Below are 16,992 nucleotides of genomic sequence, written 5' to 3'. Positions count from 1 at the left end.
TGCTAGGCGTACATGAGTAACGGAGCAGCTTCGATCTTTGGTCGCGGGAACGCCAATTCTTGAAGTTCTACCTGAGTATGCATAGTGAGTGGGCTAGGCAATTTTCTTATACTCAAAGTATATTTTTCTTACCGAGTGAATCCATATAATACAAACAATGGTAAATACCACCATTAAAAATGGTGATATAGAGCTAAAAGTGGCTGTTGGTATTAATGTGAAAATAATTGACTGTATTAACCCGCTCGAAGATTTACCAACCTTCGAGCTAATGACGTCTACAGCTGCCTTACCTTTTGTCTTTAGCTCTTGGTCAAGAGGAATATATAACATTTCTCTTGAGGTATCCCAAATTGAATATTTACTACCTTTCACTAGAATGTTTTGTAAAGCACCAATTGACACCGCAAGAGCTAAGGGTGTCATGAGAATGCTACTATCAAATATCGATAATACTTGGTGGTCAAATACGATTAAGATAAAAAACAATATACCAGTAATCATCATGACAATTGGTGGAATTACTGCAGCAACAAACCAGCCATGGCTACGCATTATATTATTGCCTATTATAGTCATTACCATAATAGCAACTCCAGTCCAAAGAATGTAAAGACTATTGAATTCTGCATAACTATTAACAGTGGGGTATAGTTCCTTAATTTTTGCTTTCCATACTGCTTCTACCAAATTCATTGATAAACCAAAGGCAGCAGAGCAAATTAGCATTAACCATAAATATTTTGATCTTGTTATATATTTAAAACTTTCAATTAAACCCATTCCTTCTTTAGTGGATCTACCACTTTTAGCATTTGCATAAAATGTTGGATTTGTAAAAACATTTTTAGTAATAAATTTTACAAGTAAACATGATATAACAGCAGAAACTACCACGAGACTTGTTGATATTTTTATAAGTGTAGTTTTGTTGTCCGATACGGTTAAGCAATATTTAGCAATACTGTTCTCAGATGATAAGTTCATCATCAAAAAGCCCACAAATATTAAAGAAGAATTGCCAAATAATGAGAAAAGCGTGTAAAACCTTTTTGCTTCTTCTGTTGTAGTAAGTTCATTAGCAAACTGCCAAAAAAGTAAAACATAAAAGATATTTGGCCAAAGTTCAGATAATGTATAGAAAACCATATAACTCCAATTACCAATTAAAGCTATATACCATTTAAGATGAGGATAAGCCCCCATAACTTGTTCTAGCGAATTTGGATTAATATGGAAAATATCGACATTTGGATAAATAATGAAAGCAAAAAGAATGAAGAATCCAACAAAGAAAGTGATTAAATAGCAAAAAATCTTTTCAAAACTAAAATGATTAAGCATCTTAGCATAGATTATAACGAATAAAGTTGCTGCAGGTGTTACACAATAAACTTTAGTAAAACTTACTACTTCAGCACTAATCTCTGAAATTAAAATACTATCTTTTAAAATTCTTAATATGTTTTGATTGAATAGGACACAAAACATCAGACCGCACATAGGTATGAATTTTCCAAGTTCATGATTATGGATAGGCCAAAATATAGTTCTGAATTTGCTTTTAAATAAGTTTGACTGTATACTAGTCATAATAAGGATTCCCTAAGACAAAAAAAAAACTTGAGGACATGTTCAAGAGTTTCTCTATAATGGCTTAAGGCTATTATGAAAACCAAAGAAAGTTAGGAACTTATATATTATTAGCCTCCCTATGTCAAGATATTTAATATTGGTCTTTAAATTGGTTCTTCCTAGTAATTATTAGTGTATAAAAAAATATGTTGGACAATGACAAATATCAAAAATATTTTGATCAATATAGTGATTATTCATCAAAATATTTATTGGGTAATAAGTATTGTTCCTTGGGTAAAAAAATAACTAAAACAAAATATTATCAAATTTTATATTATAAAACACTGGCATCGAAAGATTGTATTATTAGTAATAAAAGAATATTTTTAGTTATTCCTTCGATCTTTAACTCCCCGGAAATTCTTTTCTTAGCTAAATCAAAAAGCTTTGTTGGTAACTTAAGACATTGTGGTGAGGTGTTTCTAGTTGATTGGTTTGAAGTTGATGAAGCTGATTATTTGTTAGAAGACTACGTAAAGAGGGTAGTTGAAATTATTAGCAAAATTATTAGCAATTTAAGACAAAAAAATTATCAAATAGACTTAGTGGGACACTGCATCGGTGGTATTATAGGAATGGCAGCCACTATAATAGTACCAAACATGATAAGAACATTAACATTACTTTCAACCCCTTGGGATTTCTCCCATTTTGCTACAGCAAGGAATATATACCAATATCTTGGTCTAGATTATTATGTACGAAATTTGCCAATGATTCCCAAACTACATATTCAGATTCTTTTTTTCCTATTAATGCCAAATTATTTCAGTACAAAACTTGATAAATTTTTTACCATAACTGTACCAAAAATAAGAGATTTATCTTTTAGAGTAGAAAATTGGTTGATGTCTGGAACTGCTTTGTCTAGAAATACATATATACAAATTATGGATGATGTAGTAGGCAATAATATGCTTGCAAAACTTCAATGGAAAGTCAATAATATCATCATTGATCCGACATTAATAAATAAACCAGTATATCAAATAATTGCAAGTAATGACAAAATAGTACCAAAATCATCTATGTTATCCTTACACAAATTATTTAGAGAATCTATGATCTTCGAAGTACCAAGTGGTCATATTAGCTATTTGATTAATAATAATTTAGATACCTTATTTAAGGAGTATATTCGATGAGTAAAAAGGCAGTTTATATAACTCATGCAAAAAGAACGGTAATAGGATCTCTGCTAGGAAGCCTAGGATCAATTCCAGCAACCAAACTTGCAGCTATCATTATAGAATCAATTTTAAAAGATAGTAAACTAGATCCAGCCATTATTAATGAAGTAATAATGGGGCAGGTAATCACTGGTGGCGTAGGACAAAATCCTGCTAGGCAAGCTCTAATCCAAGCTGGATTACCTAAAGAAGTTACAGGCCTCACAGTTAATAAAGTATGTGGATCTGGGTTAAAAACGGTATGTTTAGCGGCAAGTAGCATTATTGCAGGTGATAATGAGATTGTGATAGCTGGCGGGCAAGAAAATATGTCTTTGGGTTTACATGGATCGTATATTCGTGCTGGTCATAAGTTAGGTAGCACACAAATGGTAGATTTGATGCAGTATGACGGTTTGACCGATGTATTTTCTAATAATTTAATGGGGATTACCGCTGAAAATATATCTAAAAGATTTAATATTACTAGAGAAATGCAAGATGAGTTTGCACTAAAATCACACCAAAAAGCACGTGAAGCACAAGCAGAAGGTCGTTTTAAAGACGAGATCTTACCAGTAGAAGTTAAGATGCAAAAAGCTACATTAGTGTTTGATCAAGATGAGGGAATTAGAGCTGATATTAAATTAGAAGTTCTAGCTAAACTACGTCCAGCTTTTGACAAAGAAGGTACTGTAACAGCTGGTAATGCTTCTTCTATTAATGATGGTGCAGCTTGTTTAATGGTAGTATCTGAAGAAGCATTAAAGAGATATAATCTAAAACCTCTTGTGAGAATTGTATCATATGCTGAAGTAGGGGTAGATCCAAATATTATGGGAACAGGTCCAATACCAGCATCGAAGAAGGCTTTGGATAAAGCTGGTTGGAAAGTAGAAGATTTGGACATAATAGAAGCTAATGAAGCTTTTGCCGCTCAAGCTATTTATGTAAATCAACAGATGAATTGGGATATTAATAAAGTCAATATGAACGGAGGGGCTATTGCTCTTGGTCATCCAATAGGAGCAAGTGGGGCAAGAATCTTGATAACATTAATTAATCAAATGCAAAAAATTAACGCGAAAAAAGGGCTAGCAACACTTTGTATAGGTGGAGGGATGGGGATAGCTATGTGTATTGAAAAGGTAAATTAATAATGCAAAAATTTTCATTTGACTTAAAATTTCAACATAAAAAAGCAAGAACTGGTGTTATTACTACTAGGCACGGTCAGATACGTACCCCAGCTTTTATGCCAGTCGGTACGAAAGGTACAGTAAAAGCCATGTTACCCGAAGCAGTGGAGTCTACCGGAGCTGATATAGTACTTGGTAATACTTATCACTTAATGCTGCAACCAACTGCTGAAAGAATTGCCCAGCTTGGGGGCTTGCGTAAATTCATGAACTGGTCAAAGCCTGTACTTACTGACTCAGGTGGTTTTCAGGTCATGTCTCTATCGAAATTACGTAAAATTACCGAAGAAGGTGTAATTTTTAACTCTCATATTGATGGTAGTAAGCATATGTTAACTCCCGAACGTGCAACTGAGATACAATATCTTCTTGATAGCACTATTACTATGGCGTTTGATGAATGTACCCCATATCCTGCAACATTTGAGCAAGCAAAATCATCTATGGAATTGACATCTAGATGGGGAGAGAGGTCAAGAAAAGCCTTCGTTCAAAGAGAAGGTTATGGTCAATTTGGTATTGTACAGGGGAGTATATATCAGGAGTTACGTGTTCAGTCAGCACAGAATTTGGTAGAATTAGATTTTGAAGGGTATGCTATCGGAGGTCTAGCAGTAGGTGAGGGGCAAGAACTAATGTTCAATGTGTTAGACTATGCTCCGGATTTGTTACCTAAATATAAGCCAAGATATCTTATGGGAGTTGGTAAACCAGCTGATATTATTGGTGCGGTTGCAAGGGGAATAGATATGTTTGATTGTGTTATTCCAACCCGTTCGGGTCGGAATGGTCAAGCTTTTACTAAATATGGTATAGTAAATATTCGCAATAGTAAGTATAGTAGTGATCATGAACCGCTAGAATATGATTGTCCATGCCCAGCATGTAAAAATTATAATAAAGCTTACTTACATCATTTGGTAAAGGTAAAAGAGATTCTAGGGGCGGTACTTATGACGTGGCATAATTTGGTGTATTTCCAAGAATTAATGTCAAGAATAAGGCAATATATTCAACAAGGGAAAGACTTTGATTTTGAAAATTAGTTATAAAAGACAATTTCAAGTATATCTTTATAAGAAAATATCAATTAGCAGCTGTAAATAAATAGTATAAAATAGCCAAATAGTTATATTTGAAAGACAATAGATTGATTACAGAATGTTAATATATAAACGTTATATAATAAAAAATATTGTACCATCCTTGGTGATAATTATTTTCTCGATCACTAGCCTTGTATGGATTACTCAGATATTAAAGTTTTTATACTTAATTGATAAAGGAATAAAAGCTCAGGATTTCTTAAATTTAATTATTTTAGTTATTCCATCTTTGTTATTTATTTTGCTACCTTTTGCAACTATTATCACTATCATTTATACTTATAATGCTTTAAGTGAGAGGCGTCAGATAATTATTCTACAAAATTTGGGATTAAGTAATATACAACTAGCTAGTCCAGCATTGATTGTAGCCTTGACAGTTACGTTATTTGCTTATTATATTTCGACTAGTTTATTGCCGTTATCTTATGCAAAGCTTAAATCAGATCTTAACTTCCTGAGAAATAATTATGCATCCACTCTACTAGATGAGAAGACATTTAATACAATTTCTAAAGATATCACAGTTTATTTTGATAAAAGATTGGCTGATGGTACTATGAAAGATTTAATCCTTTTTGATAATCGTAAACATGATAATCATGCAATTTTATTTTCTAGATCGGGGATATTTAAAATATATAATAACTCTTCGTTTGTTCAGCTAAAAGATGGGGTTAGGCAGGTATATGACTATAATGGTAATTTAACTAATTTATCATTTGATGTTCTAACAGTAGAATTAGTCAGTAATGATGCTAAAAGATTGGTAAAGGAAGAGTATAGTCGAGAAATCAATGAATATTATATTCATGAATTATTAAAACCCAGCAATAATCTATCGAAGCAGAGGAAGATTAAATTAGTTGCTGAGGGACACCAAAGGTTGATTTGGCCAATGTATAATTTTGTACTTGTTTTTCTAACATTGTCGGTTTTTTTAAGACAGCCTTATAATAAAAAATCTAGTCTAAAGCAGATTTTAATTACGGCACTTTCTGCAATAATTATTACATATTTGCACTTTGTATTACAAAATCTTGCTTCTAAAGATTTAAATTTTATCTTTGCTTGTTATGCTAACATTATTATCGCTATTATTTTAAGCCTGTATTTATATTTTCGTAAAATTATATGAGTTTTCAAGATTTACCACAATTCCTAAAAATTTTAGAGCAAAATGGTCTCTTAAATCGTATATCTTATCCTGTATCATCTAACCTTGAAATAACAGAAATCAGTAGAAGAGTTTTAATAAAAGATGGTCCTGCTCTTTTGTTTGAAAATGTTATTAGAGATGATGGGACTAAGTCTGATATGCCAGTTTTAACCAATTTATATGCCAGCACGCGGCGGATTGCCTTAGGACTTGGTTTAAAAAATACAGAAGAGTTGAAGAAATTTGGTGAATTGCTAGCTTTTCTTAAAGCACCAGAACTGCCTTCTTCCTTTAAAGAAACCTTTGCTATGTGGCCACTCGCCAAAAGAATATTAGCCATGTCACCCAAGATGTTGTCAAAAGCTCCTTGTCAAGAAGTGATAATTAATGATCCTGATGTTAATATATTGCCTATACAAACCTGCTGGCCTCTTGATATTTCACCACTACTTACTTGGTCAATAGTTGTTACAAAAGGACCTAGCTTAGAAAAAATAGATAATTTTAACCTTGGTATATACCGAATGCAAGTAGTAGAGCGTAACAAACTTATTATGCGCTGGCTTAAAATGCGAGGTGGAGCACAACAACATAAGCGTTGGCAATCAGCAAAGATTGATCCTTTTCCTGCTGCAGTGGTTATTGGGGCAAGTCCTGCTGTAACTATGGCTGCTGTTATGCCGCTACCCGATAATATGTCTGAGTATAATTTTGCTGGATTATTAAGAGGTAAGTCAATTGAACTGGTAAATTGCGTCAGTATAGATATGAAAGTGCCAGCTCATAGTGAAATTGTGATTGAAGGGCATGTAAGTTTTGAGGAATATCTACTAGAAGGACCATTTGGCGATCATACAGGTTACTATAATGACGTTGAATATTTTCCAGTATTTAATGTTAAGACTATTACTATGAAAAAGCAACCTATATATTTAAGTACTTATACTGGTAAACCCCCAGATGAGCCATCTATACTTGGTGAAGCATTAAATGCAATGTTTATTCCGATAATTCAACAGCAATTTCCAGAGATTGTTGATTTTTGGTTGCCACCTGAAGGTTGTTCTTACAGAGTTGCTGTGGTATCTATTCGTAAGGCTTATGCAGGTCATGCAAAAAGAATAATGATGGGGATTTGGTCATTTTTAAGACAATTCATGTATACAAAATTTATTATTGTGGTAGATGATGATATAGATATTCGTGACTGGAAGGAAGTGGTTTGGGCAATATCGACTAGGGTAGATCCTTCTAGGGATACTACTTTTATCGATAATTCACCAATAGATTATCTTGACTTTGCCTCACCTGTGTCTAGCCTTGGTAGTAAAATGGGAATAGATGCAACTAATAAAATAGCTCCAGAAACTAATAGAGTTTGGGGTAAGAAAATAGAAATGACTAGCGAAGTTGTGGAAAAGATTGATAAAATTTGGGATATGCTTGGTATATCCGCAAAAACTTGAAATATAGCTAAACTGGAAAGGTTTTAGCCAAAAAATCGTCATTACGAGAAGTCGCGAAAAAGCGGCGACGCGGCAATCCAGGCACAACTGTTGAAAGTTAAAAAACCGTTATTGTGAAGTGTTGTTGTAAGGCTTAAACCGTCTATTAGCGAGCGAACGTACGTGAGCGTGGCAATCTAGATCATACTTTTAACTTACAATTGCTTCGTCGACCTACGGTCTCCTCGCAATGACGGTTTTTGGCTAAAATTTTTTCGGTTTAGCTATAAGCCAATAATTTTTTCTTAAAACACTTAGTGTTAGAAATTTATAGTATATATTATATACTCAAATGACTTGAAGAATTGGAATTGGATATAATGGATAATATTTCTAGTGATGAAATAATCAAAAATATAAAAAAAGTTAGTGATAAATACCAAGAGATAATACTTTGTCTTATGCAGGGTAGGGGGAATATGATCCCTGCATCTCTTATTGATATGGATAAAAATAAAGTTATATTATCAAGCTTAAGTGAACAATTTATAAAAAATCCTGAAAAATTTTGGCAGCTAAATATTCAGTACGTTGAGAAATTTCAGAATCTTGTTATAAATTCAGTAGAGAAATTTGTAGGGAAATCAACCACTCCTCTTTTTTCACCAAATAGTAAAGATAGAAGGTTTAAGGATTTAGCTTGGCAGGATAATGCGTATTTTGATTTTGTTAAGCAATTCTATTTAATGTCTTCAGAATGGTTACAGGATAATATCGAACAATATGAACTAGCACCTGACCTTAAACAACATTTGGCATTTATGACGCATCAATTTATTAATGCCTTCTCTCCGTCAAATTTTGCTTTTGGCAACCCGATAGTTCTTAGTAAAATTTTGGAAACAGGTGGTCAAAATCTTGTTCAAGGCTTAGAAAACTTTCTTGCAGATATAAGAAATTCTAGTGATATATTCAATATAAAAACTACCGATAATAATGCTTTTTTACTTGGCAAAAATATAGCTACTACTAAAGGAAAAATTGTTTTTCAGAATCAATTAATACAGTTAATATGTTATGAACCTAAGCAAAAAACACGGGCAATACCATTGCTTATAATTCCACCCTGTATTAATAAATACTATATACTTGATCTATCTGAACATAATTCAATGGTAGCGTTTCTTGTCGAACATAATTTTCAAGTATATATTGTTTCTTGGGTTAATCCCGATGAAACTCTAGCTGATAAAAGTTTTGAGGACTATGTAAAAGAAGGAGTTTTAGAAGCTTGTGAATATATAATGCAGTTTGGATATAACCATATTAATGCTATTGGTTATTGTATTGGTGGAACTTTTCTTGCGACTGCTGTTGCTTATCTGAAGGCAAATAATTTAAATTATATTAATAGTGTCAGCTTTATTACTACCCTTTTAGACTTTAAAAATCCTGGGGAAGTAAGTATTTTTGTCAATGAGTCATCGATTGCCATGATCGAACAAGAAATGAATTCTAAAGGATATTTTGATGGTCGTTATTTGTCGAATAGCTTTAGTTTGCTAAGAGCTAATGATTTAGTATGGTCGTTTTTTGTTAATAACTATCTGCTTGGTCAAACTCCAATGCCATTTGACTTATTATATTGGAATGCTGATCCAACGAATTTACCAACTAATATGTATAGCTATTACTTACGTAATATGTATCTAAATAATTTATTGAAAGAACCGAGTAACTTATCATTATTTGGTACGCCAATTGATTTGAGCAAGATTGACTGTAACTCTTTTTTCCTTGCTGCAAATGAGGATCATATAGCTCCGTGGCGATCGGTATATGAAGGATTAAAACTATTAAAAGGTAACAAAACCTTTTGTCTTGCAAGTTCTGGACATGTTGCAGGTGTGGTTAATCCTCCTGCAATGTCTAAATATAATTATAAAACTAATCAAGACTTAACCTTTAGTAGTGAATCATGGTTTATTAATGCTGACGAGCATCAAGGATCATGGTGGCCTTACTGGCTTACTTGGTTAGAAGATAATAGTGGTGAGTTAATAAAATCGCTAGATTATGATAGTTTAAAATCCATCGAACTTGCCCCTGGTAAATATGTTCATAAAAGAATATAACCTCTAATTTTTTCAGTCCATTATATAATATTTGAACTTAAGTTGAATTATTTTTGCTTATTCTTGATAGTTATTCGTATAATATGTTTTATATGTACCGTTAGGACATAATTTATTTTTCAACAGTTTCATTATATGAAAAAATTTTTACTATTAATCATATTATTAATCATTAATACTAGAACTTTGGCAAAAGAACAAATAACTAATTTAATCACCCCAGTTAGTTATTTTGTCAATCATGAGCAACAACTTAAAATCCTAGATGAATATTTAAGTAAATATAGACAAGCAAGTATAGTTGGTACTAGTGGTATAGGTAAAACTCAACTGATTAGGATGTATGGTTATGAGAATAAAAATAATTATGATCTAATTTGGTTTTTTGATTGTAACCTTGATTTTAATGAGCAATTTGTTAAATTAGCCAAACAACTCAATACTATCAAACAAACTAATATATCTGAAGAAGTTGCTTTAGCAAAAAAAGAAGTAATATCATATTTAACTTCTACTAATAAGTGGTTATTGGTGTTTGATAATCTAAAAGTTAATGAAAATACAAAAGTACAAGATTTTATTGATTGGGAACATAATGGTAATATAGTGTTTTGTTCGCAAGATAGTGAAAAGTTACATAATATTATAGCAATGCCCATACTTGATAAGCCTACTATTGTAGCTTTAGCTAATAACTTATTGGATAATAAGGATAACAATAATATCAAATTTTTAACGCAATCTTTTAGTGGTTATCCAATATTGATAGTGCAAGGAGCTCAATTACTTAACAAAATTAAAGGTTTAGATAAAGAGGAGTATAAAAAGAAAATCTATCAATCAACTGATAAAATAGCAACAAATATTAATATGGTTATTCAACAATTAAGTCCTAGTGCAGTAAATTTACTGAATAAAATAGCTTTACTAAATAACCAAGCTTTTTCAAAGCAACTTCTTACTGTCATTACTGATAATAAAGATACCATTGATGATGATATATATCAATTATCTAAGTTTATGCTAATTAGCAATATTAATTTTAGTGAGAATAACCCTATTTTTGAAATGCATGACATAGTTAGCAATAAAATAATGGAACTAAATGGTGATAATAATAAAATATATTTAGAAAATATTATTGCCAAATTACCTAAACCTACAAGAGCTCTCTCAGGATATTTGTGGAGAACCGCTCAGACTATAGCAGAAAACTTAGAAATTATTCTTAAAAATTCTGAAGGATATAATACTAACATATATACAATACTTAAATTAAGAAGTGAGTTATTGTCTTTATATGTAAACGTTGGTGATAATAGCAAAATCCATCAAATGGTTGATTGGTTTAATCAAAAAAATCAACAAATTAAATTATGGCAAATGCCTGAGAATTACAAATTTTATTACAGTAGATATTTAGGGGCAATAGGAATCTATAATAGGTTAATAAGAAATTTTGAAACAGCGATTTCTTATTTTACTAAATCATTAGAAGTTTTATATACACTTGATAATGATGAAGGCAATGATGCTCTAAAATTTAATTTAATTCATCAAATATGTATAACGTATATAGACATAGGTGAGATAAAATTGGCTGAAGAATTACTTATAAAGATTGAAAAATTAGCAACTCAAGAAGTAGAACATATATTTACAATATATTTTTTAAAGGCTTGCTTGTTTTATGCACAAGGAAAATATAACAAAGCTTTAGAATATAGAGATCAAAGTATTGAGCTTCTTATAAAAAATGGATTCCGTGCTAATGACTTATACCTTAGTAGAACTTATATTTATAGAGCAATGGTACTGAATTGTCTTGGTAGATATCAAGAAGCTTATGCTCAAGCTCAACAATTATATAACACACATAAGAAGCTCATAGGGTATGATTCTGATATTAAATTTTCATGTATTTATACAGAAATGGCAAAAAGTAAATTAGGTTTAGGTAAAGTATATAAAGCTTCTGAATACATTAATAAGGCTATATTGTTAGCAGAAGAAAACAACAATTCGGAGAACATAAATTATTCTAAAAATTCTGATTTAGCAGCTACTTATGTAGTACAAGGTGATATTTTTTTTGCTCAAGATGACCTTAAGCGATCTATAGAATCTTATAAAAAAGCGTTTGTTATATACCATTATTTATATGGAGATAGAAGTAAAAATATTGTTCAAGTAAGTGATTTGTATAATCATGGAGCAAAAGCTGCCTGTAAAAGCAAAGATTTATATAATTATAAATTCTTTGGCAAGCCACAAATTAAGGAGTTTGGCATACACCATCCTAACACAGTTGATATGTTTGAATATTGCAAACAATATAACATGGATTTGTGGATCAAGAATCATTAAGCATTAGTTGTGTTAACCAACAGTCATTGTTAATGATTATTATTTAAAATTAGCAAAGACTTGATAGAAATTTAAACATATATTTATTTAAATTTCTATCAAGTTGTGGTTTATTGCGAATGTTAAGCCTAGAGATTTATTTGCTAACTCTCTAACCAACTTAATTCTTTAAAAATCATAGTTGATGACATAAACTCTTACCGGGAGGATATTGAGGCTATTGAACCTGTCTTACATCGATACTTGAGGTTACTTAGACACTCTTGCTACCCTTATAGTTATTATGTCTGAATTTAATTCAACATTAGTCATATATTCTGGCGTGAAATCGCTAGCAAATTCACTTAAGGTTTGCTCAAGAATGAATGTACTATGTTGTTCAACTATTTGCATAAAATCCGGTTTGCCTATGATTTCCAGGAAGATTCTATCATTCATGGCAAAATTGGCATCTTTTCTCGCTTGTTGAATAAAGCGTACTAAATCTCTTGCAATACCTTCTTCGTATAGTTCTTTTGTTATTTCTAAATCCAGTAATATTAGTCCATGATTATTAGCTAAAGATTTAGTTGCATGTCTTGTACCTTTAACATTTTTAGGTTCTAAAACTAGAGAGAACTCATCTTGATTTAATGTTTCTCCCGCTATTACTAGATGCTCATTCATCAGTTGCCACTGATGCTTTTTAGAAGCTATTATGATATCTTTGACTTTATGAGGTAGACGTTTCCCTAAATTAGGAAAGTTAATCGATAATTTGTAATCAGCATGATTCTCTACATCATCTTTATAAATTACCCTTTTAACATTAATCTCATCTTTAATTAATTCTTCAAATTTTACTAGTAATTCATTATTTTTACTAATGATTGTTAAACTGCTCAGTGGTTGCCGAACCCGGATATTTTCGTTACTTCTAATGAATAAAGCATTACTACAAATATCTAATACTTGATCCATGATGCTGACCAAATCATAGTCAACTTCTATCATATCAAGTTCAGGAAAATCCGCTAAATGAACACTGCCGCCTTGGTTTTCTAGCCTTGTAAGTCCTAAATAAATTTCCTCAGAAATTAATGGTAGTAAACTGGATTGAGCAATAGACATTATTTCAAGACAACTATACAAGGTATTATAAGCATTTTTTTTATCTTGATCTTTTTCACTTTTCCAAAAACGATTTCTACTTCTTCTAATATACCAATTATTTAATACTTCAAAAAAATTGCCAACATTATTATAAGCTATTTGAGTATCAAAATTATCTAGCCCATACTGGATTTTTTCTACTGATATTTTTAGTTTTGATAAGATATAACGATCTAGCACATTTTGAGAATTAAAGTGGTTTTCCGCTTTTATCTGATCGCTATTAGCATACAGAGTAAAGAAATGGTAAGCATTCCAAATGGGTTTGATAAATAAACGTAAGCTCTCATAAACCATTTTACCGTCTTTATCGATCAGTAGTTCCTGACCTTTGACTACATTGGAAGAGAGCATGGTAACTCTTAGAGCATCAGAACCATATTTATCAAATAATTCTAGCGGATCAGCATAATTATTAAGACGCTTTGATAATTTTTGCCCGGTGCTGTCTAATATAACCCCATGGCAAATACAATTTAAAAAAGGTGGTTGGTCAAAAAGGGCTGTTGACAGTACCATTAAAGTATAGAACCAACCGCGTGTTTGTGCTGAATATTCTACTATAAAATCGGCAGGAAAATGCTTTTCAAACCACTCTTTATTTTCAAATGGATAATGTACTTGCCCATAAGGCATAGAGCCGCTTTCAAACCAGCAATCAAAGACATCTTCTACTCTAACCATCATTGATTTACCGGTTGGATCATCCGGATTTTTTCTAGTTAGTTGATCAATAAAAGGCCTATGTAAATCGGTAACTGTAACCCCAAAATCTTTTTCTAACTCCTCTATTGATCCATACACATCAATCCTAGGATAAGCCGGATTATCTGATTTCCATACAGGTAGCGGTGTACCCCAAAATCTATTGCGGCTAATTGACCAATCCCTAGCATTTTCTAGCCATTTGCCAAATAAATTATCCTTGACATGCAAGGGTATCCAGTTAATTTGTTGATTTAATAGGGTCATTCTGTCTTTAAATTCGGTAACTTTTACATACCAAGAAGGAACGGCTTTGTATATAAGAGGGGTGTCAGTACGCCAGCAATGGGGATAATTATGAATATATTGTTCGGTTTTAAGCCAATTACCCTGATTTTTTAGCTTAATAATAATTTGGTCATTAGCATCAAATACTTGCATACCAGCCAAGTCAAAAATTTCTTTGGTGTATTTTCCGCTACTATCTACCGGACAAACTAGTTCTATACCATGGGCTGCACAAAGAATCTGATCCTCTTCACCAAAACCAGGAGCCATATGAACGATACCAGTACCGTCTCCCTCAACAACAAAATCTCCGGAAAGTACTTTAAAGCTACTTGGATGATTGGCAAAATAATCGAATAATGGCTTGTAAGTGAGATTTAATAGGTACTTACCTTCAATTATATCATAATTTTTTTCATCACTAAGTCCTAACTCTTTTTTATATTTAGCCAAAGCAAATTTAGCCAAAATATAACAAACCTGACCATTTGGTACTAAAGCATATTCAATATCAGATCCAATAGCTAATGCTAAATTAGCTGGCAAAGTCCATGGCGTCGTAGTCCATGCCAGCATTCTGTACTCGTTATATTGTACAGAATTTGGTAATTTATCCTCAAGTACAAAACTTACCGTAACTGCCTTATCAGTTCGTTCTCTATATGCATTATCTAGCCTTGTTTCAAAATTAGATAAAGGCGTTTCACATGCCCAAGAATAAGGCATTACTCTCATTGATTCATATAGAAGTCCTTTGTTATATAATTCTTTGAAAGCCCACAGCACAGATTCCATAAAAGCTTTATCCATGGTTTTATAGGAATTGGTAAAATCCACCCATCGTGCTTGTCGATTAACATATTCCTGCCACTGATTAGCATATTTCATGACCGATGATCTACAATGTTCGTTAAATTTATCAATACCAAAATTGATAATGGCCGTTCTCCCAGAAATACTTAATTCTTTCTCTGCTTGCATTTCAGCAGGGAGTCCATGACAATCCCACCCAAAGCGTCGCTCGACTCTTTTGCCTTTACTAGTTTGATAGCGTGCATAAACATCTTTGATAAAGCCAGTTAGCAGATGACCATAATGTGGTAGACCATTAGCAAAGGGTGGACCATCATAAAAGATGAATTCGTTATTTTGTCCATTATTTATTGATGGTCTAGCATCTATCGTTTTTTGGAAAATATTATTCTTCTGCCAATAAGCTAAAATCTTTTTTTCAATCGTTGGAAAATCGACATTAGATTGGATATCTGGGTAGTATTTATTAGTCATGTTGTAATCTTGATTATTATAAAAATAGTCGAATAATTGGTATATCGACGGGATTTGGTAATTTAAAAATATTCTTACATTTAGAGAACATAGTTATGATACTAGATAAAGACTTGGTAATATATTTATCGGTATCTATATTATTTTCTGACTCGTCTTGAATGTAATAGAGTATTGAACTTATATAAACGCTAAATAACAAACTTCTCTTAGTATAATAATTATGATCTATAGATGTATCTCCTGCATAACGCCAAATTAAATCGCAGGTACGAAAGGCTATTTTTGTAGCAAATAGAGTGTTTGATGGTGTGGTAAAATAAGTACGATTCTTCAAATGTATACTCTTCTGCTTTGAAGAATTGGTTTCGCAAAACTGCGGGGTATTCGCGTACTCACGTACTTCATGTACGCCTAGTCCGCTCACCCCTTGTTTATTGTCCCCATTCTCCAAATCATTTGAGTATACAAGTTTAGGTGTACAATTTTTTATTCTAACTTTTAAGGCTAAATCAATTTTATCCCTTATTTTAGCTGGGGTTTCTTGCTGAGATAATAACTCAAGCATTTTTTGGTCTTGCCAGCTTTCAAAAAAATCAACTATTTCCCTTAGACCATTTGGAAAAATTATATGACAATACCCCTTAACAAAACCACATTCCTTTTCCGCATCTGCCAATAATTTATTATTCCACTCATCAAAGATTAGCAGTTTTGCTAGAACTTGTACAAATTGTACTTTCAAACTATGATATTTTTCGTAAGTAGTCATAAAAAATAGTCGTTAAATGCATCTTTTAATCTTGACATATAAGCTTAGTATATAGATAATGTTACTATCATTCAATAGTCTAATTTATGCTAAATAGGGGGTAATTAAAAGTGATACTAGTAAACGTTCATGCTGGGAATGGTGAGCAAGCAATTAAAAATTTGAAAAGAAAAATGCAAAGAGAGCTTGTGTTCCGTTCAATGAAAATGTCGCGTTTCTATGAACCTCCTTCAGTAAAACGTGTTCGTAAAGATCAAGAAACAGAAAGAAGAAAAAGAAAAGTTGCTCGTAAACAACTAATGGAAGGTTAATCGAGCTTAAAACTATTATATCTGCGAAGCAGGGCAGCTTAAGAGTTGTGGAGAAACAACCAACGTTTATTAGCGAGGGAGGCATAAGACTTCCGAAGCAATCCACAAAAGTGATTAGCAATGGATTGCTTCGTCGGCTCACGCCTCCTCGCAATGACGGTTTTTTAACTTTCAACAGTTGTGCTTAGGTCTCCTCAATGACATCGTTTGATACACCGACTTAACCCAAACACTAGTGCGTCATTGCGAGGAGACTGTA

Annotated in this window: 11 protein-coding genes; 8 read left to right on the top strand and 3 right to left on the bottom strand. The window is 32.2% G+C overall.

The window, feature by feature from the left end; genetic code table 11:
* Window positions 1-93: 93 nt before the first annotated feature.
* Entirely contained in the window at window positions 94-1,593 is a 1,500-nt protein-coding gene (locus ACFEL1_RS02310) for an Npt1/Npt2 family nucleotide transporter (RefSeq protein ID WP_375331344.1), read from the bottom strand.
* A gap of 188 nt (window positions 1,594-1,781) precedes the next feature.
* Between ACFEL1_RS02310 and ACFEL1_RS02305 the strand changes: the two genes are divergently transcribed.
* From ACFEL1_RS02305 to ACFEL1_RS02275, 7 genes are all read left to right on the top strand, one after another.
* Entirely contained in the window at window positions 1,782-2,783 is a 1,002-nt protein-coding gene (locus ACFEL1_RS02305) for an alpha/beta fold hydrolase (protein ID WP_375331343.1), read from the top strand.
* The gene (locus tag ACFEL1_RS02300; protein ID WP_375331342.1) at window positions 2,780-3,964 is read left to right on the top strand and encodes an acetyl-CoA C-acetyltransferase; all 1,185 of its coding nucleotides are present in this window, start codon (window positions 2,780-2,782) and stop codon (window positions 3,962-3,964) included. Before ACFEL1_RS02305 ends, ACFEL1_RS02300 begins: the two co-directional genes overlap by 4 nt.
* A 2-nt stretch (window positions 3,965-3,966) precedes the next feature.
* Window positions 3,967-5,052 carry a tRNA guanosine(34) transglycosylase Tgt gene (gene tgt, locus ACFEL1_RS02295; protein ID WP_341760811.1) on the top strand — a complete coding sequence of 362 codons (1,086 nt, stop codon included), beginning with the start codon at window positions 3,967-3,969 and terminating at the stop codon, window positions 5,050-5,052.
* A gap of 115 nt (window positions 5,053-5,167) precedes the next feature.
* Window positions 5,168-6,250, top strand: coding sequence for an LptF/LptG family permease (locus tag ACFEL1_RS02290; RefSeq protein WP_375331341.1), 1,083 nt, complete (start codon window positions 5,168-5,170; stop codon window positions 6,248-6,250).
* A complete protein-coding gene (locus ACFEL1_RS02285; RefSeq protein ID WP_375331340.1) occupies window positions 6,247-7,737 on the top strand; it encodes a UbiD family decarboxylase in 1,491 nt (496 codons plus the stop codon). Before ACFEL1_RS02290 ends, ACFEL1_RS02285 begins: the two co-directional genes overlap by 4 nt.
* Window positions 7,738-8,096: 359 nt before the next feature.
* Window positions 8,097-9,851 (top strand): PHA/PHB synthase family protein, encoded by a 1,755-nt coding sequence (locus tag ACFEL1_RS02280; RefSeq protein WP_375331339.1) that lies wholly within the window; start codon window positions 8,097-8,099, stop codon window positions 9,849-9,851.
* Between the two features lie 135 nt (window positions 9,852-9,986).
* Window positions 9,987-12,218, top strand: a complete 2,232-nt coding sequence (locus ACFEL1_RS02275) for a tetratricopeptide repeat protein (protein WP_375331338.1) — start codon at window positions 9,987-9,989, stop codon at window positions 12,216-12,218.
* 249 nt (window positions 12,219-12,467) lie between these two features.
* Here ACFEL1_RS02275 and ileS read toward each other — a convergent pair whose 3' ends face one another.
* Window positions 12,468-15,650: an isoleucine--tRNA ligase gene (gene ileS, locus ACFEL1_RS02270; protein ID WP_375331337.1), complete on the bottom strand. Its 3,183-nt coding sequence runs from the start codon at window positions 15,648-15,650 to the stop codon at window positions 12,468-12,470.
* Window positions 15,651-15,666: 16 nt separating this feature from the next.
* Window positions 15,667-16,422: a COQ9 family protein gene (locus ACFEL1_RS02265; protein WP_375331336.1), complete on the bottom strand. Its 756-nt coding sequence runs from the start codon at window positions 16,420-16,422 to the stop codon at window positions 15,667-15,669.
* Window positions 16,423-16,532: 110 nt separating this feature from the next.
* Here ACFEL1_RS02265 and rpsU point away from each other — a divergent pair, with 110 nt between their 5' ends.
* Window positions 16,533-16,733: a 30S ribosomal protein S21 gene (gene rpsU, locus ACFEL1_RS02260; RefSeq protein WP_341748434.1), complete on the top strand. Its 201-nt coding sequence runs from the start codon at window positions 16,533-16,535 to the stop codon at window positions 16,731-16,733.
* The last annotated feature ends 259 nt before the right edge of the window (window positions 16,734-16,992 follow it).

Origin of the sequence: Candidatus Tisiphia endosymbiont of Oplodontha viridula, assembly GCF_964264865.1 — a bacterium.
GTDB lineage: Bacteria > Pseudomonadota > Alphaproteobacteria > Rickettsiales > Rickettsiaceae > Tisiphia.
The sequence above is the reverse complement of the archived record's forward strand: the minus strand, read 5'-3'. Positions and strand labels throughout refer to the sequence as shown.